The organism is Halomonas piscis (genome assembly GCF_031886125.1).
Taxonomy (GTDB): domain Bacteria; phylum Pseudomonadota; class Gammaproteobacteria; order Pseudomonadales; family Halomonadaceae; genus Vreelandella; species Vreelandella piscis.
This window is the reverse complement of sequence record NZ_CP119391.1, coordinates 170,554-186,752: the sequence shown is the minus strand read 5'-3', so window position 1 is coordinate 186,752 and position 16,199 is coordinate 170,554. Positions and strand designations below refer to the sequence as shown.

Sequence of the window (16,199 nt, the reverse complement as noted above, 5' to 3'; positions counted from 1 at the left end):
TCACTCCTCGAACTCCTGAACCTCATCGAGATCCACCACCACCAGCACTTCGCTCTCTTCCGCCAGCAGATGGCGGCTACTGCGGTTGAGCGCATCGACCGAGAGCACCACTCCGGCACACGCCACCGCATAGCGCACGATGTTGCCCAGCAGCTGGCGACGGCGGATCACTCCCCGGCAGCCCGGGCCCGGGCGAACCGGTAACTCCACACCCACCGCCTCTTCTGTCATAGGCTGGAGGTAGAGGGCCTCAGGCCGCAGCGCCACGCGTGCCGAATCGAAACCGTCTCCCAGCAGCGGACGCGCCTGGTCGCCGAGCAGCACATTGTAGTGCCCCATGAAGCCCGCCGCATGACGGCCGCTGGGCCGGGTATACAGCTCTTCGGCAGCCCCTTGCTGCAGGATGCGTCCGTCATGCATCAGGAAGATGCGATCGGACATCATCAATGCCTCTTCCTGGTCGTGGGTGACAAATAGCGTCGTCAGACCCAGCGTCTGCTGGATATCACGCAGCTGCTCGCGTAGATGACCGCGGATACGCGCATCGAGTGCCGAGAGCGGCTCATCCATCAGCAGAATGCGCGGCTCGACCACCAACGCTCGTGCCAGGGCCACGCGCTGGCACTGTCCACCGGAGAGCTGATGGGGAAACTTGTTGGCATGGGCCTGGAGTTCAACCAGGCGCAGCACCTCATCGATGCGGCGACGCCGCTCTTCCTGAGGCACCTTCTGCATGCGCAGGCCGAAAGCGACATTATCGGACACCCGCATGTTGGGAAACAACGCATAGTGCTGGAAGACCATGCCGATCCCTCGCCGCTGCGGGGGAAGCGCCGTGATCTCCTCGTCATCCACTACGATACGGCCGTCGTCGAGCTGATTCAGGCCGGCGATGGCCCGCAGCAGAGTTGACTTGCCGCAGCCCGAGGGACCCAGCAGCGTCACGAACTCTCCCTTGGCGATCTCGGCGTCGATCTGTGAAAGCACCTGGGTCTCGCCGAAGCGCTTGGCCAAGCCTTCCAGACGCAGATATTCCGGGGCCGCTGCCGATGCGGGGCTAGCCACTGGCCCCGCGTCATCACGGGCTGTATCAGGAGTATCAGGCAGTAGCGTTGCATCGTTGGAAAGCGTATCGGCAGTCAAGGTCGTCATGAGCGGGCCTCCTTGGTAATGGTGTGGCCGGCCTGGCGATTCCCCAGCCAGGTCAGCAGCAGCGTGAACAGGAAGAGCGTGATCACCAGCGCGCTGGTGAAGTGGCCGCTGGCACCGCGCATATTGTTGAGATACACCTGCAGGGTCTCGAAACGCGTCCCCACCAGCATATTGGCGAAGACGAATTCGCCCACCAGGAAGGAGAAGGAGAGGAAGACGGCAACCTGCACCCCAACGCGGATATTGGGCAATATGACCAGGAAGAAGGTCTTGAAGGGCGTTGCGCCGAGCAGTTGCGCCGCCTCCATCAGCGACGTCACCTCAATGGTGCGCAGGCTGTTGGCGATGGCCCGGTAGACGAAGGGCAGTGCGATCGTCACGTAGGTGAACATCAGAATCCAGGGCGTGCCCACCAGCGGCAGCGGTCCGCCGGCGTAGAGCTGCAGCAGCCCGACCGAGGAGACCACCGGCGGCACGGCAAAGGGCACCAGGATCAGTCCATTCATCCAGGCATCCAATCGCGGGTAGCGGGTATGCGCCAGGAAGGCGACCGGCACCACCAGTACCAGGCTCAGCGCCAGAGCCCCCACCGTTACCAGCATCGAGCGGGCGAAGGCCCACTGGAAGCGCGGCGTACTCCACAGTTCCAGGAACCACTTGAGAGTCAGCCCATCCGGCAGCAGCGTGGCCCCCCAGCTGGACGCCAGTGCATACCCCAGCGTGGCCATCAGCGGCAGAGCCAGCAGGGTGAAGACATACCACACCACCAGCGCATAGGGGGACGGCCGTGAGAGACGCAGCACCGGCAGTGCAAAGCCCCTTGGCCGAGACAGGGTGAGATCAGCGTTCTGCAACATGATGGCTCCTGCGCACTATCCATTGCTGGATCAGGGTGACCAGTGCCAACAGCCCCACCAGCACCAGCGCCAGGGCACTGGCCAGATTGGGCTGCAGGAACAGGTCCCCCGACACCAGGTTGGCGATACGAATGGTCATGAGGTTGTAGCTAGGGCCTGTTGACGTTTCATGGCAGGGGTATTGGCAGGATAGGGGCAAGCTCGCAGAATAAAGGTTCCCACACCAACAAACTGCAAGCCTGCCATGCCCCGACAAATGCTCACGGATGAACACTGGTCGAAGCTGAAACCTATCCTGCTTCAACAAGGTATTTATGACAAGGCCGACTTGCGTACCACGATAGAAGGCATCCTTTATCGGATGCGCACCGGCTGCCCGTGGCGGGACCTACCGGAGACGTTTGGCCCCTGGAACACGGTCTACAAGCGTTTTAACGCCTGGTCAGCGAGTGGAAAGCTGATGAGGCTTTTCAGCTCTCTGGTGGAGGAGCCTGATGTTGAGTGGCTGTTCATTGATGGCTCCTACGTCAAGGCCCACCAGGACAGCACCGGAGCTGCCACGGAAGACGCAGAAGCCATTGGCAAAAGTCGTGCAGGCAATACCAGCAAGATCCACTTGACCGTAGATGCCTATGGGCTACCGATAACCTTCAGAATAACCGGGGGTGAGGTGCACGACAGCACGGAAGCCCGGGCATTGATTGACGATTTGCCAGCGGGTGATGCATTGGTGGCTGACAAGGGCTATGACAGCGAGCGTATCCGTGAACAGATCGAAGCCAAGGGCATGGCTGCCGTCATTCCACGCAAACGCAACTCAAAGAAAGGAAATGCCAATCTGGACAGAGGCTTATATCGCTATCGGCATCTGGTTGAGAATGCCTTTGCTCGATTGAAGCCGTATCGCGCCATCGCAACGCGTTACGACAAGCTCAAGCGAAACTACGAAAGCATGGTGGCCTTGGCCTGCGGCTTTTTATGGCTGCCCATGTGAAACGTCAACACGCCCTAGTGTTGACCAGGGCGTAGACGGTGGCGTAAGCGCCCATGGCGTTGGCGATCAGGATCGTCAGCGTGCCCGCCAGCGCCGGCCGCAGTACCGGCAGACCGATATGGCGCCAGTAGGCGACTCGCCCGGCGCCCAGCAGGCTGGCGGCGTCGCGCCAGTCGGCACGCAGCCCCTCGAAGGCGGGAAACAGCAACAGCATACCCAGCGGGATCTGGAACCAGGTGTAGATGACGATCAGACCGGTACGCGAATAGAGCGAGAAATCCTCGATCAGTCCCACACGCTGGAGGGCCAGGGTCAGCACTCCGTTGGCGCCCATTAAAATGATGAACGCGAAGGCCAGCGGCACCCCGGCAAAATTGCTGGTCATGTTGGTGAAGGCGATCATCCAGCGCCGCAGTGGGCCGCTGGTGCGGGTCAGGCTGTGGCACGCCAGGATGGCGATGATCAGCCCCAGCAGGCTCGAGACCAGCGATATCTCCAGGCTGCGCCAGATGGCCTGGCGAAAGAAGGGCGAGCCGGCGATTTCCCGGAAATGGCCAAGTCCCCAGCCCCCCTCGACGTGAAAGGCGCTGATGGCGATCCAGCCCAGAGGCGCCAGCTGGAAGGCGACGAAGACGAGCGCAAAGGGCATCAGCCACAGCCAGGCGGGCAGCAGACGCTTCACGGCGTTGCCCTCCCCTCGGCCAGCAGCTCGGAGTGATGAGGCTTGTCGTGCTCCAGGCCCATCAGGGTGGCCAAGGTGCCGCACAGTCGAGGCTGAAGAAGCGTTGCCACCGAGTCGTGAGCAAACGCCTCGCCAAACAGCCACAGTGGTACCCGACGCTCCTCTTCCAACAGGCCCGAGTGAGAACCGTCGGCATTCATGCCGTGGTCGGCGGTCACCATCACCTGATAGCCCTCGGCCAACCAACGCGGCAGATAATCCGCCAGGGCAATATCGGCCCGCCGCGCGGTATTGCGGTACTGGGGCGATTCCCCGCCATGCCGGTGGCCGGCATCATCGATGTTCATGCTGTGCACCAGCAGGAAATCGGGATCGTTGAGTCGGCGCAATGCCTCGGCATCGCTGAACAGGTGATCGTCAGGGTAGTGATCCTGCCAGTAGAACAGGCCGGCCTGGATCGCGCTCTCCGGATCCTGGTGGAAGCGATGGCGGGCAGGCACGAAGGGGGCCTCCAGATACAGCTCGCTGACCCAGTGATAGGCCGCCGCCGCGGTACGCCGCCCCTGGCGAACGGCCAGATCGAACAGGCTGGTACCGGTGGAACGGCGCACCACCTGGTTATGCACCACCCCGGAGTCCACCGGGCGGTCGCCGGTCAGCAGGCACTCATACAGCGGGCGCGACATGGCCGGCAGCTCGCAATCGAGTGTGTGGTAGCTACCGCGGCCCGCTTCACAGAGGGCGTAAAGATGGCCCATGGCATGCTGGCCCACGGCATGGTTGAGCCCATCGAGCACCACAAGGATGACGCGGTGAGACATACAGAACTCCTTGCCGCCTCCTGTGGAGGCGGCAATCAGCTGAGAATGAGGGGGCGTTACTGCTGATGGATCAGCACCTGGGACTGCCACTGGCGCGGCAGCTGACGGGCGCTCTTTTCCCAGGCATCGAAGTCTTCTACCGGCCGAGCGTTGGCATACTGCGCGTTGGGCAGCAGCTTGGCGGCGATATCCTCGGGGAGCGTCAGGTGCTGGGCGCGGATCGGCCGCGCATAGCCCTCGGCCAGGTTGAACTGGCCCTCATCGGAGAGGATGTACTCGCGAGCCAGCTTGGCAGCGTTGGGGTGCGGCGCATGCTTGTTGATGATGGTGGCGTAGCCCGAGGTGACCGAGGCGTCGGAAGGAATCACCACGTCGAAGGCCTCGCGGTCAATCTGGTCACGATAGTTCAGGGCATTGAAGTCCCACAGAAGCGCGACTTCGACCTCCCCTTTCTCCAGGTTGGCAATGCTGGGATTCGCCAGTGACAGCCGCCCCTGACGTGCCAGCTCGGCAAACAGCTCCAGCCCCGGCGTCAGGTTGCTTTCATCGCCACCGTTGGCATAGGCGGCCGCCAGCACAGCGTTGTTGGCCTGAGCGGCCTGACCCACGGCGCCCACCGCCACGGTGTAGTCACCTTCGGTCAGATCAGCGAAGGTTCGCGGACGCTCTTCTTCCGGAACCAGCTGCTTATTGCTCATAAGGGCAATGGTGCCGGTATAGCCGAGCATCCAGTGGCCGTCTTCATCCTTGGCCCAGTCGGGAATCTCCTCCCAGGTCGTCGGCTTGTAGGGCTGGGTCACGCCTTCCGCCACGGCGATGGGGCCAAAGCTGATCCCCACGTCACCGATATCGGCAGTCGCGTTCTCGCCCTCGGCCTTGAACTTGGCGATCTCCTCGGCGGAGCTCATGTCGGTGTCCATATGCTCCAGGCCGTAGTTCTCCTTCAGGTCGGCCCAGGTGTCTTTCCAGTTGGCCCAGGTATCCGGCATGCCGACGCTGTCGACACGGCCCTCCTCCTGGGCGGCGGCGATCAGTTCTGACAGGTCGGAGGTCGCATGTGCCTGACCGGCGAGAAGCGTTGTCCCCAGGGCGGCGGTCAGGGTGAGTCGAAGCAGCGTCGAGCGTGTCGGGTTCACGGTGTGGCTCCATGCAGGTGATCAGGATGAAGCCGCCATCTGGTCTAGTTCAGAAGCGGCCGGCAGGAAGCACAATAGAGGTCAAACATGACAAAGGCGTGTCGATTGAATGGTTAGCCGGGGCTCCTGGCGCCAGTCAAGACGCTCCCACCCCTCGACTCGGGCTACCTCGGCCAGCACCGGGTCGGGGTTGACCACCACCGGACGATTCACTCGGGTGAGCAGCGGCAAATCGTTCTTGGAGTCGGAGTAAAAACTCAGGTGACTGGCGGTGGCATTACGCTCGATCAGCCAAGCCTCCAGCCGGGTGACTTTGCCGCCCCGGTAGGAGAGCACACCAGTGGTATCACCGGTAAACACACCCTCGTCGAGGGCCGGCTCCACGGCGATCACCTGCTCGATGCCCAGTTGCCTGGCCACTGGCGCTACCAGGTGTCGCGACGAGGAGGAGATCAGCAGCAGTCGGTCTCCCTGGCGGTGATGGTGGGCCATCAGTTTGCGTCCCTGGGGAAACACCCGCGGTGCGATGCGTGCGGTGACGAAGGCTGCCACCTCGGTGGCAACCTCCTCCGCGTGACGGCCCACCAGCGGCGAGAGCGTGAAAGCCAGATATTGCTCCAGCCGAAGCCGGCCCGCATGATAGGCCGCATTCATGGCCTGGGTGCGTGCCAGGTACTCTCCGGGGGAAGCGATCCAGCCGCGTTCCACCATCCAGTTGTTCCATAGCGCACTGCAGTCACCATCCAGCAGGGTGTCGTCGAGATCGAAAAGGGCAAGGCGCATGACAGTCTCCCATTGGTCGAGCATCAGCGATCCATATCCTGCCGCCTCCCCGTGACGGAGACATGACATTGAGCAGGCGCCATCCCCCTGCCATCCGTCTGCCATGGAACCGCAATCAGTCATACGCGAGAGCCCCCAGCTTTAGCTGTGGGTAGGGTCACCGTTTCGTCATGGCGCTGTCGCCGTCTCGTCATGGTGGCCCGGCATACTCTGGGACAAGACCTGCCTGGCCAACCGACGACGAGGAAAGCCCCATGCGCATCTGCCTGGTCAGCGAGACCTGGCCACCCGACATCAATGGCGTTGCCCACACGCTCAACCACCTCGCGGACCAGCTGCACGATCGCGGCATCGCCCTGCAACTGGTCCGGCCCCAGCCCCGCCAGGGCTGGTACCAGGAGCGACACCCTGGGATACGGGCGGAGTTGCTGGTGCGCGGCCTGGCGCTCCCCGGCTACCGGGAGGTCCGCCTTGGCCTGCCTGCCCCGCGTCGCCTCAAGCGCCTGTGGCAGGATCAGCGCCCCGACGTCGTCTATCTGGCTACCCAGGGACCGCTTGGCTGGTCGGCGCGCAGTGTCGCCCGGCGCCTAGGCATCCCGGTGGTGGCGGGCTGGCACACCAACTTCGACCACTACTGCCACGATTACCATCTTCCCTGGGTAGCCCCGGCCGTACTCAGCGTTTTGCGCCGCTTTCACAACGGCTGCGCGGCCACGCTGGTACCTACCCACGCCCTGGCGGCGAGACTAGCGGAACAGGGCTTTCAAAACCTGGAGGTAATGGGTCGCGGCATCGATGGTGAGCGCTTCTCGCCGCACCATCGTGATTCGTTGCTACGCGAGCAGTGGGGTGTCGGCGAGCACCAGCCCGTGGCGCTCCACGTGGGCCGGCTCGCCTCGGAGAAAAACCTGGCGCTGCTCGAGGAGAGCTTTCGCACTCTGCTCGAGGCCCGCCCTGACATGGCTCTGGTCATCGTCGGCGATGGTCCGGCACGACAACGGCTCGAACGCGCGTTACCCAATGCGCACTTCACCGGCTTCGTACCGCGCGAGTCGCTGGCCCGCCACTACGCGAGCGCCGATCTCTTTCTTTTTCCCTCGCTCTCCGAGACCTGGGGCAACGTGGTGCTGGAGGCCATGGCCAGCGGCCTGGCGGTGGTGGCCTTCCGCCAGGCCGCGGCCGCCGAGCTGATCGATCACGAATGCAATGGCCTGGCCATTGCCCCGAACGACGACGCAGGCTTTCGCGACGCGGTCTTGACGCTCTGCCAACAGCCGGCCCGCTATGCCCGGTTGGGGCGCGCGGCGCGCCAACGCGCCCTCGAGTACCGCTGGTCGGCCATCGCCGATACCTTTCTCACCGTTCTTCAACAGGCTCGGGAGAGTACCCATGAAACCGCGCACCCCTGCGGCGTTTGACCGCCTCGACCTGCTGGAGAGGCGGCTCTGCCAGCGCATTGCCCGCTTCAGCCTCTACCGCCCTTGGCTAGGCACGCTACGCTTGGCCAGCAAGCTCGGCGACTGGCTGGTGTGGGTGGCGTTGATCGCCGCCCAGCCATGGCTACAGGAGGAAGGTGGGCTTACCTACCTGCTGCAGTACAGCCTCACCGCCCTGCTGGCGATCGCCGTGTATCGCCTGGTCAAGACCCGACTATGCCGTGAGCGCCCCTTCATCACCTTCGATGCACGCATCATCTGCCTGGAGCCCGCTCGTGACCGCTACAGCTTCCCCAGCGGTCATACCATGCATGCGGTGATGTTCTGCGTGCTCACTGGCGCCCATGCTCCCACCCTGCTCCCCTGGCTGGTACCGCTGACGCTGCTGATTGCGGTGTCACGAGTCGGGCTCGGCCTGCACTATGTCAGCGACGTGATCGCCGGCGGTGCTATCGGCTACGCCTTCGCCGTGACGAGCCTGGCTCTGGCGGGTTGATACAGCTCAGACTGCAAGTCCAGCGACCAGGATCGGATAGGGACCAGTGCTGGGCGGAATGTCTTGCCGCAGACTCGACAGATGTAGCGGCGACGGACCACCCAGAGGGTGACCCGCTTTGCGTGGATGGATAGATCGCGATAGGCCACATCGCGCTTGCCAACCTGGCAAGCTCACCCTCTACGTCGCACTCCTCGCAGGCTAGAGGCTCAGAAGCTTCAACTTGGTAGTGGAGGTCATGCTCTTCTATCTTGGTGTCCAGGATGTGGTACTCCGCCAGATGGAGAACGTTGTCAGCAAGGTGCATCATGTCTTGAGCGTTTTCGTGGGAAATATTGATTATCGGGATAGTTCTGACTTGGCATGGTTGGCGATGCCAGCTAAAAAGTGATGAGAATGCCGCTACTGGCCAGGATAACTACTACTGCCCAAGCGGGCAGCTTCCAGACGCTGAGCAAGAGAAAGCCTACCAACGCTAAGGCGAACTCGTTGAGACCAAGAATGGCGCTGGTCCAGACCGGTTGATAAAGGGCAGCACCCAGAATACCCACTACTGCCGCATTGGCGCCGCGCATCAGCGCCTGGGCGCTGCCCCAGCGGCGAAATCGGCTCCAATGGGGCAGCACTGCCACCAGTAACAGCATTCCGGGCAGGAAGATCATCACCAGCGCCAGGGCAACACCGAACAGGCTGCCGCCGAGCGGTACCATCACCGCGCCCAAATACGAAGCAAAGGTAAACAGCGGCCCCGGCACAGCCTGGGCGGCACCATAACCTGTCAGAAACTCATCCGCACTGACCCAGCCGGATTGCACCACTTCGGCCTCCAGCAACGGCAGCACCACATGCCCGCCGCCGAACACTAGGGTCTGTTGACGTTTCATGGCAGGGGTATTGGCAGGATAGGGGCAAGCTCACAGAATAAAGGTTCCTAAGCCAACAAACTGCAAGCCTGCCATGCCCCGACAAATGCTCACGGATGAACACTGGCCGAAGCTGAAATCTATCCTGCTTCAACAAGGTATTTATGACAAGACCGATCTGCGTACCACGGTGGAAGGCATCCTTTATCGGATGCGAACCGGCTGCCCGTGGCGGGACCTACCGGAGGCGTTTGGCCCCTGGAACACGGTCTACAAGCGCTTCAACGCCTGGTCAGCGAGTGGAAAGCTGATGAGGATTTTCATCTCTCTGGTGGAAGATCCTGATGTCGAGTGGCTATTTATTGATGGTTCCTACGTCAAGGCTCACCAAGATAGCACTGGGGCTGCCACGGAAGATGCAGAAGCCATTGGCAAAAGTCGTGCAGGCAATACCAGCAAGATCCACTTGGCCGTGGATGCTTATGGGTTGCCGATCGCCTTCAGAATAACCGGGGGTGAAGTGCACGACAGCACGGAAGCCCAGGCATTGATTGACGGTTTGCCGGCAGGTGACGCGCTGGTGGCTGACAAAGGCTATGACAGTGAACGTATCCGTGAGCAGGTCGAAGCCAAAGGAATGGCTGCCGTCATTCCACGCAGGCGTAACTCGAAAAAAGGAAATGCCAATCTGGACAGAGGGTTATATCGCTACCGGCATCTGGTTGAGAATGCCTTTGCTCGATTGAAACCGTATCGCGCCATTGCGACGCGCTACGATAAGCTCAAACGAAATTACGAAAGCATGGTGGCCTTGGCATGCGGCTTTTTATGGCTACCAATGTGAAACGTCAACAGGCCCTAGAGCGCCGGCGCGATAGAAGGCATTCATGACCGCCAAGATTGCGGTGGGGCTGATCCAGGCCAGCAACGGCAGGCCGAATAACAGAGCAACGAAGGTCAGCCCCACCAGGTGGCCAACACGAGCCGAAACAGGCAGTGGCAAGTCGTGAACGTCTACTGCGACGTAGGCCCGACACAACACTATACCGGCCATAGCACCAATCACGATGGCTGCTACCTGGCCCAGCGGGCCGCTAACCAGCACCACAGTGAACACCGCGGCCAACGCAATACCGGCGCGCCCAGGATCGGGACAGAGACTGCGGGCCATGCCCCACACGGCATGGGCGACGATAGCCACTGCCGTCACCTTTAGGCCTTGGATAATGCCCTGGCTGACAAGGCCATCAAGTACGGAAGAGCCCAAGGCGAACAGCACCAGAACAACAGCCGAGGGTAAAGTGAATGCCGTCCAGGCCGCTGCCGCGCCCCAAGGACCGGCACGCATCAGCCCCAAGGCAAAGCCCACTTGGCTGCTGGCTGGTCCCGGCAGAAACTGGCACAGCGCCACCAAATCGGCATAGGCTTGTTCGGAGAGCCAGTGACGCCGTTCCACGAACTCAGTGCGAAAGTAACCAAGGTGGGCTATTGGACCGCCGAAGGAAGTCAGGCCCAGCAGCAGAAAGGCGCTGAAGACTTCTCTGACACGTCCTGAGGGGCGTGGCGTATGGCTCATCGATCGGATTCTTTGTCATCGTTCTGCAATGTCCAGGTTTCGTTACTCATGGCCTAGCCCTTCAGCCGTAGCGGCCGGTAATATAGTCCTCGGCCTTCCTGGTATGCGGCGTCGAGAACATCGTCTTGGTATCGTTATATTCAATCATCTCACCCAGATGGAAAAAGGCAGTGTAATCGGCGATTCGCGCGGCCTGCTGCATGTTGTGGGTGACTGTGATGATGGTGTAGCGACGCTTGAGCCGGTCCATCAGATCCTCGATGGTCGCCGTGGAGATCGGGTCCAGCGACGAGGTTGGCTCGTCCATCAGGATCACTTCCGGCTGCACGGCAATGGCGCGGGCAATGCACAGGCGCTGCTGCTGGCCGCCAGAGAGCGAGGTGCCGGGCTGGTGCAGCTTGTCCTTGACCTCCTCCCACAGGCCCGCGTCGCGCAGTGAACTTTCCACCAGCGCCTTCACATCGGCCTTGCGGCTGACGATATCGTGCATGCGCGGGGCATAGGCCACGTTGTCATGAATCGACTTGGGAAACGGGTTGGGCTTCTGGAACACCATGCCGACCCGGCGGCGCAGCGCCACCTCGTCCACCTTGGCGGCATTCACATCTCGCCCGCCCATCTCCACCAGGCCTTCGATGCGTACCCTGGGAATCAGGTCGTTCATGCGGTTCAGGCAGCGCAGAAAGGAAGATTTGCCACAGCCGGAAGGGCCAATCAGCGCGGTAATGTTGTTCTGGTAAATATCCAGGCTGATGGACTTGAGCGCCTGAAACTGTCCGTACCAGAGATCGAGATCGCGCACTCGCACGCTGAGCGCATGATGGGCGCTGTCATTGCGAGTCACCGGCTCACCGCTCGAAGGTCGATTCATGGACGGGATACTCTCGGGTGAAGCGTGGCTATTCATGCTCATACTCATGTTGGTTTGTCCTCTATGGCGCCTGCGCTACCAGCGGCGCTCGAAGCGCCTGCGCAGCACTACGGCGGTGGCATTCATGGTGATCAGCACCGCCAGTAGCACCAGGATGCCGCCCGACGTTTTCTCGATGAAGGCCCGATCGGGCTCGCCCGCCCAGGTGAATATCTGAGCCGGCATCACCGTGGCGGCCTCGGTGATCGAGCCGCCGATATCGGGAATAAAGGCCACCATACCGATGATGATCAGCGGCGCGGTTTCGCCCATGGCCTGGGCCAGACCAATAATCGCGCCAGTCATGATGCCGGGCATCGCCAGCGGTAGCACATGGTCGCGTACCACCTGCCAGCGCGAGCAGCCAACGCCGAAGCCGGCATGACGAATGGAGTCCGGCACGCTGCGCAGCGCCGTGCGGGTCGAGATAATGATCACCGGCAGCGTCATTAGCGCCAGCGTCAGCCCGCCGACCAACGGCGAAGAGCGCGGCACGCCAAAGAAGTTGATGAAGATCGCCAGCCCCAGCAGGCCATATAGAATCGACGGGATCGCCGCCAGGTTGTTGATATTGATCTCGACCAGCTGAGTGATGCGGTTGTCCGGTGCAAACTCCTCCAGATAGATCGCCGTCATCACGCCAATCGGAAACGCCACCGCCAGGGTGACCATCAGGGTCATCACGGTCCCCATGGCGGCCGAGGCGATACCGGCAAGTTCAGGCATCCTGGAATCGCCGCTGGTGAAAAACCGCGTATTGAAACGTAGCTCCACCCGGCCCTCGGCCCGCAGCCGATCCACTACCGCCCGGTGGCGATCGCTTAATTTGCTGTGGTGACCCTTCAGATATTGGTCGACCTGGCCATCGGCCAGCACCCACTCGCTGCGCGTGGTGCCCTGAAGCGCCGGGTCGTCTCGCATGCGCGATGGAATCAGGCGCAGATAGCCGCGGCTGACCAGCGGGCGCACGGCTTCGGATACGGCCGCCAGCGGCAGCTGGCTGGCCTGCTCGCTGTAGTCGACCTCGACCTGAATCTGTGCCTGCTTGAAGGCCGGCAACCCCTTGATCAGCATGTCAGTGAAAAACAGCACCAGAAACAGGCCGGCAAGGCCAAGCGCCCCCATGGACAACGCTTTCAGAAGTCGGGTCTTGCGATGCCGTCGCCGAAGCTGAGCCTCGATGTGATCGAACGCCTGTGTCATCCCAATGACTCCTCGACTTAGAGATTATTGACCCGGTACTTTTCCCGAAAACGGCGAATCATGATCACCGACACCAGATTCAGCATCAGGGTCACCACGAACAGCACCAGCCCCAGGGCAAAGGCCGACAGCGTTTCAGCGCTGGCAAACTCCTGATCCCCGGTCAGGGCGGCGACGATACGCACCGTCACGGTGGTCATGTTTTCCAGCGGATTGGCGGTCAGGTTGGGCAGCATGCCCGCCGCCATCACTACGATCATGGTTTCCCCCAGCGCCCGAGACACCGCCAGTAGCGAGGCCGAAACAATGCCGGGCAGCGCCGCCGGCACCACCACATCGCGAATCGTCTCGCCATGGGTCAGGCCGAGCGCCAGCGCGCCCTGGCGCATGCTGTCGGGCACCGAATGGATCACGTCATCGGCCAGTGAGGAAATGAACGGAATGATCATGATGCCCATGACGATGCCGGGCGCCAGGGCATTGTTGAAGTCGGCCTTGAGGCCGAGCCACTGTGCTGCCGCAACGATCAGCGGTGCCACGGTAATCGCTGCAAAGAAGCCGTAGACCACCGTGGGAATACCCGCCAGCACTTCAAGGACCGGCTTGGCGATGCTGCGTACGCGCGAGTTGGCGAACTCCGCCATGTAGATCGCCGACAGCAGACCAATTGGGATGGCCACCAGCATGGCGATCGCGGTGATCATGAAGGTACCGGCAAACAGCGGCAGCGAGCCGAATTGAGCGGCACTGGCGCCTTCCTCGGCGCGCCCGGCGGCCGTCAGAAAGCTGGCGCCGGGGTTCCAGACGGTTCCGGTGATAAAGCCCCAGAAGCTCTGCATCTGGAAGAAACGCACTGCCTCATTGATGATCGAGACCAGAATGCCCAGCGTTGTCAAAATGGAGATCAGCGTGGCTCCAGCCAGCATAAAGCGAACAAACGCCTCGACGGCGCGCCGTGCATGAAACCCGGGCCTGACCATGGCGATGCTGCCCACCAGGCCTAGGCAGGCCACGGCGATACTGACCACCAGCAACATGGCAATGGAAATCTTCGCCCCGACCAGCAGCATGGCCACGCTACCGACCAGGCTCACCGCCAGTGCCGGTGCTGCGATAGAGAGCACGCCAAACCAGCCGTACTGATCGGGCTGGGCGTGCATCGAGGTGCCGCTGGCGCGCGCCCTGGCCGCCTTGGCACGCGCCGCGAAGAAGGCGATCAGACCCAGCACCAGCAGAGTGCCACAGAACAGGGCGAGGAATTGGTTGGTCTGCATAGGTGTCTCTCGAAGAAATTCATCCGCGGGGTAGTCACCCAACCGGCCTCCCTGCCGGAACGCGCGCCGACCGGCAACGCTGGTTGCCGGTCGGTCGGGGCTGGACCCCAGTCTCGCTTACTTCAGGTCGGCCAGTTCGATCGACTCGTGGTCGGCCACTGCCTGACGGGCCTTCTCGCGCATCTCCTCGGGGGCCGGGATTAGGCCGATGCCCTTGAGGTAGCCCAGCTCACCAATCATCTGCTCGCTCATGAAGGTGTTGGCATACTCGTACATGGCCGGCACCTCGTCGGTGTGCTGATTCTTCACGTAGAAGAACAGCGAGCGGGACACCGGGTACTCGCCGCTGCCGATGGCGTCCGGGGTCGGCTCGACGCCGTCGATGCTGGAGCCGATCAGGGTATCGGCATTTTCCTCAAGGAAGGAGTAGCCGAAGATGCCGAAGGCATCAGTGTTCTCGGCCAGGCGCTGGACGATCAGGTTGTCATTCTCACCGGCATCGATATAGGCGCCGTCGGTACGAATATCGGTGAAACCCTCACCGCCGTAGGCGTCCATTGCTTCGGACGCAGCTTCCATCACCAGCTCCTCGAAGGCATCCCGGGTGCCGGACGTGGTCGGCGGCCCGTAGACGGCGATCTCGCGATCCGGCAGGGAGGCGTCGATCTCGCTCCAGCGGCTGTAGGGGTTGTCGACCAATTCACCCTCCACCGGCACCTTGGCGGCTAGGGCCAGGAACAGCTGTTCGCGGGTCACCTCCATCGCCGGGTTCGCACCGGACTGGGCAAAGGCGATGCCGTCGTAGCCAATGAAAGCTTCGGTAATATCGGTGACGCCATTCTCGGCGCAGCGCTCGAACTCGGAGGGCTTCATGCGGCGGGAGGCGTTGCTGATATCCGGAGTGTCCTCGCCGACGCCGTTGCAGAACAGGCGCAGGCCGCCGCCGGAGCCGGTGGATTCAATGACCGGCGTCGGGTAGTCGGTGATCGCCCCGAACTCCTCGGCCACGTAACTTGCGAAGGGATACACCGTGCTGGAGCCCACGATGCGAACCTGGTCACGGGCCTGGGCAACACCGACAGCGCTGATGACGGCGGCGGCGAGGACGGTAGTCTTGAAAGCGCGATTCTTGAAGGTACGGCTCATGAAAAGTGCTCCTGGTGCGAGAAGTATTTGCCTTTTCGTGATGCCGAAGATGACCTACAAAGATGACAGCCTCATGACAGTCAGGAAAAAATCAATCCGTTGCCATGCTCTGTTGCAAACCTCCTCCTGATTAGCAATGAAGCTCAGCCGACCGGATTACCCGCTGGGGCCGAGGCTTGCAGCGCACCGCGGCGATGAGCAGCCGGGTCGGCAGCACCCTGATTCGAAGCGACGGTTGAAGCGATAGCTGAACGCGACCAGGTAGCGCGCCGCATATTTCTGGAAGCCGAAGGCATGGTATGCCCCTGAAAGACTGATCTTGAGATTACCGAGCACGGTATTGATCCAGTGAAACTCGGGCACGTCCTGGGGTTTGCGTCCCGCGATGACGGTGGGCTAATGCTTACAGTCAGCGCGGGTGACGGCACCGAAGCAGGCCAGGCCGTCGGGTAGCTCACCCCGAGGTCACGCTTGAGGGCCAGCGACGACAGCCCGGTCTTGGCCTAGCTGATGAGGTGGATCGCCAGGAACCAGGTGGTCAGCGAAAGCTTGATGCCCTGCATCAGGGTGCCGGCGATCAGCGAGGTCGGGTGACGGCAGGCGCGGCACTGGTATAGCGTATGGTGCCGCCGGTGCACCCGAGAATAGGTGTTGCCCTCACAGCGCGGGCAGTGGAAGCCCTTTGGTCAGCGCGTCTGCTCCAGCGCCGCCACACACTGCGATTCGGTCCCATAGCGCTCGAAAAACTCAGGCATCGACAGGCCAGGCTGGAACTGGATGGGGTTCATGGCCATGACGTCACCCTCTTTCGAAAGCTATACATGTATACATGTGTAGTTCTTATCGCCAAGAAGGAAAGCTGGGCTGACG

At 61.9% G+C, this 16,199-nt stretch carries 15 protein-coding genes and 4 pseudogenes; 4 read left to right on the top strand and 15 right to left on the bottom strand.

Annotated elements, in window-relative coordinates:
- From P1P91_RS00845 to P1P91_RS00835, 3 genes are read right to left on the bottom strand one after another with little or no spacing between them, the layout of a single operon-like run.
- Nucleotides 1-1,152, bottom strand: coding sequence for an ABC transporter ATP-binding protein (locus tag P1P91_RS00845; RefSeq protein WP_311883874.1), 1,152 nt, complete (start codon nt 1,150-1,152; stop codon nt 1-3).
- The gene (locus P1P91_RS00840) at nt 1,149-2,009 is read right to left on the bottom strand and encodes an ABC transporter permease (protein WP_311883872.1); all 861 of its coding nucleotides are present in this window, start codon (nt 2,007-2,009) and stop codon (nt 1,149-1,151) included. The genes P1P91_RS00845 and P1P91_RS00840 overlap by 4 nt, the downstream gene beginning before the upstream one ends.
- Nucleotides 1,993-2,148, bottom strand: a complete 156-nt coding sequence (locus P1P91_RS00835) for a hypothetical protein (protein WP_311883870.1) — start codon at nt 2,146-2,148, stop codon at nt 1,993-1,995. Before P1P91_RS00835 ends, P1P91_RS00840 begins: the two co-directional genes overlap by 17 nt.
- Before the next feature lie 105 nt (nt 2,149-2,253).
- Here P1P91_RS00835 and P1P91_RS00830 point away from each other — a divergent pair, with 105 nt between their 5' ends.
- Nucleotides 2,254-3,003: an IS5 family transposase gene (locus P1P91_RS00830; RefSeq protein WP_311881892.1), complete on the top strand. Its 750-nt coding sequence runs from the start codon at nt 2,254-2,256 to the stop codon at nt 3,001-3,003.
- A gap of 4 nt (nt 3,004-3,007) precedes the next feature.
- On the opposite strand, the gene P1P91_RS00825 is transcribed toward P1P91_RS00830, so the two are convergent.
- The 4 genes from P1P91_RS00825 to P1P91_RS00810 form a co-directional block, all read right to left on the bottom strand.
- Nucleotides 3,008-3,685 carry an ABC transporter permease gene (locus P1P91_RS00825; RefSeq protein WP_311883869.1) on the bottom strand — a complete coding sequence of 226 codons (678 nt, stop codon included), beginning with the start codon at nt 3,683-3,685 and terminating at the stop codon, nt 3,008-3,010.
- Nucleotides 3,682-4,506: an alkaline phosphatase family protein gene (locus tag P1P91_RS00820; RefSeq protein WP_311883867.1), complete on the bottom strand. Its 825-nt coding sequence runs from the start codon at nt 4,504-4,506 to the stop codon at nt 3,682-3,684. The genes P1P91_RS00825 and P1P91_RS00820 overlap by 4 nt, the downstream gene beginning before the upstream one ends.
- 56 nt (nt 4,507-4,562) lie before the next feature.
- On the bottom strand, nt 4,563-5,642 hold the full coding sequence (locus P1P91_RS00815; protein ID WP_311883865.1) for an ABC transporter substrate-binding protein: 1,080 nt from the start codon (nt 5,640-5,642) through the stop codon (nt 4,563-4,565).
- Nucleotides 5,643-5,723: 81 nt separating this feature from the next.
- Nucleotides 5,724-6,425 (bottom strand): HAD family hydrolase, encoded by a 702-nt coding sequence (locus tag P1P91_RS00810; protein WP_311883863.1) that lies wholly within the window; start codon nt 6,423-6,425, stop codon nt 5,724-5,726.
- Nucleotides 6,426-6,679: 254 nt separating this feature from the next.
- Between P1P91_RS00810 and P1P91_RS00805 the strand changes: the two genes are divergently transcribed.
- Together P1P91_RS00805 and P1P91_RS00800 are read left to right on the top strand one after the other, a co-directional pair.
- Nucleotides 6,680-7,843 (top strand): glycosyltransferase family 4 protein, encoded by a 1,164-nt coding sequence (locus P1P91_RS00805; RefSeq protein WP_311883861.1) that lies wholly within the window; start codon nt 6,680-6,682, stop codon nt 7,841-7,843.
- Nucleotides 7,815-8,357 carry a phosphatase PAP2 family protein gene (locus P1P91_RS00800; RefSeq protein ID WP_311883859.1) on the top strand — a complete coding sequence of 181 codons (543 nt, stop codon included), beginning with the start codon at nt 7,815-7,817 and terminating at the stop codon, nt 8,355-8,357. The genes P1P91_RS00805 and P1P91_RS00800 overlap by 29 nt, the downstream gene beginning before the upstream one ends.
- Before the next feature lie 44 nt (nt 8,358-8,401).
- Here P1P91_RS00800 and P1P91_RS00795 read toward each other — a convergent pair.
- Both P1P91_RS00795 and P1P91_RS00790 read right to left on the bottom strand, forming a co-directional pair.
- Nucleotides 8,402-8,667 (bottom strand): annotated as a pseudogene (locus P1P91_RS00795) (transposase family protein); the annotation flags it as partial.
- A gap of 70 nt (nt 8,668-8,737) precedes the next feature.
- Nucleotides 8,738-9,229: pseudogene (locus P1P91_RS00790) on the bottom strand (chromate transporter); the annotation flags it as partial.
- Nucleotides 9,230-9,314: 85 nt separating this feature from the next.
- Between P1P91_RS00790 and P1P91_RS00785 the strand changes: the two are divergent.
- Nucleotides 9,315-10,064 (top strand): IS5 family transposase, encoded by a 750-nt coding sequence (locus P1P91_RS00785; protein WP_311881913.1) that lies wholly within the window; start codon nt 9,315-9,317, stop codon nt 10,062-10,064.
- A gap of 15 nt (nt 10,065-10,079) precedes the next feature.
- On the opposite strand, the pseudogene P1P91_RS00780 reads toward P1P91_RS00785, so the two are convergent.
- The 6 genes and pseudogenes from P1P91_RS00780 to P1P91_RS00755 all read right to left on the bottom strand — a co-directional run.
- A pseudogene (locus P1P91_RS00780) lies at nt 10,080-10,796 on the bottom strand (chromate transporter); the annotation flags it as partial.
- Nucleotides 10,797-10,857: 61 nt separating this feature from the next.
- The gene (gene pstB / locus P1P91_RS00775) at nt 10,858-11,667 is read right to left on the bottom strand and encodes a phosphate ABC transporter ATP-binding protein PstB (RefSeq protein WP_407650559.1); all 810 of its coding nucleotides are present in this window, start codon (nt 11,665-11,667) and stop codon (nt 10,858-10,860) included.
- A 75-nt stretch (nt 11,668-11,742) separates the two neighbouring features.
- On the bottom strand, nt 11,743-12,909 hold the full coding sequence (gene pstA / locus P1P91_RS00770) for a phosphate ABC transporter permease PstA (protein WP_311883858.1): 1,167 nt from the start codon (nt 12,907-12,909) through the stop codon (nt 11,743-11,745).
- 17 nt (nt 12,910-12,926) lie between these two features.
- Nucleotides 12,927-14,183: a phosphate ABC transporter permease subunit PstC gene (pstC, locus tag P1P91_RS00765; RefSeq protein ID WP_311883856.1), complete on the bottom strand. Its 1,257-nt coding sequence runs from the start codon at nt 14,181-14,183 to the stop codon at nt 12,927-12,929.
- Between the two features lie 117 nt (nt 14,184-14,300).
- On the bottom strand, nt 14,301-15,329 hold the full coding sequence (locus P1P91_RS00760) for a PstS family phosphate ABC transporter substrate-binding protein (RefSeq protein ID WP_017428955.1): 1,029 nt from the start codon (nt 15,327-15,329) through the stop codon (nt 14,301-14,303).
- Between the two features lie 130 nt (nt 15,330-15,459).
- Nucleotides 15,460-16,123: pseudogene (locus tag P1P91_RS00755) on the bottom strand (transposase).
- Nucleotides 16,124-16,199: the final 76 nt, after the last annotated feature.

Bases quoted from the DNA above. Each gene is read 5' to 3' on its own strand.
- P1P91_RS00845 (WP_311883874.1), bottom strand. From the start codon at position 1,152: ATGACGACCTTGACTGCCGATACGCTTTCCAACGATGCAACGCTACTG.
- P1P91_RS00840 (WP_311883872.1), bottom strand. From the start codon at position 2,009: ATGTTGCAGAACGCTGATCTCACCCTGTCTCGGCCAAGGGGCTTTGCA.
- P1P91_RS00835 (WP_311883870.1), bottom strand. From the start codon at position 2,148: ATGACCATTCGTATCGCCAACCTGGTGTCGGGGGACCTGTTCCTGCAG.
- P1P91_RS00830 (WP_311881892.1), top strand. From the start codon at position 2,254: ATGCCCCGACAAATGCTCACGGATGAACACTGGTCGAAGCTGAAACCT.
- P1P91_RS00820 (WP_311883867.1), bottom strand. From the start codon at position 4,506: ATGTCTCACCGCGTCATCCTTGTGGTGCTCGATGGGCTCAACCATGCC.
- P1P91_RS00810 (WP_311883863.1), bottom strand. From the start codon at position 6,425: ATGCGCCTTGCCCTTTTCGATCTCGACGACACCCTGCTGGATGGTGAC.
- P1P91_RS00805 (WP_311883861.1), top strand. From the start codon at position 6,680: ATGCGCATCTGCCTGGTCAGCGAGACCTGGCCACCCGACATCAATGGC.
- P1P91_RS00800 (WP_311883859.1), top strand. From the start codon at position 7,815: ATGAAACCGCGCACCCCTGCGGCGTTTGACCGCCTCGACCTGCTGGAG.
- P1P91_RS00785 (WP_311881913.1), top strand. From the start codon at position 9,315: ATGCCCCGACAAATGCTCACGGATGAACACTGGCCGAAGCTGAAATCT.
- pstB (WP_407650559.1), bottom strand. From the start codon at position 11,667: ATGAATCGACCTTCGAGCGGTGAGCCGGTGACTCGCAATGACAGCGCC.
- pstA (WP_311883858.1), bottom strand. From the start codon at position 12,909: ATGACACAGGCGTTCGATCACATCGAGGCTCAGCTTCGGCGACGGCAT.
- pstC (WP_311883856.1), bottom strand. From the start codon at position 14,183: ATGCAGACCAACCAATTCCTCGCCCTGTTCTGTGGCACTCTGCTGGTG.
- P1P91_RS00760 (WP_017428955.1), bottom strand. From the start codon at position 15,329: ATGAGCCGTACCTTCAAGAATCGCGCTTTCAAGACTACCGTCCTCGCC.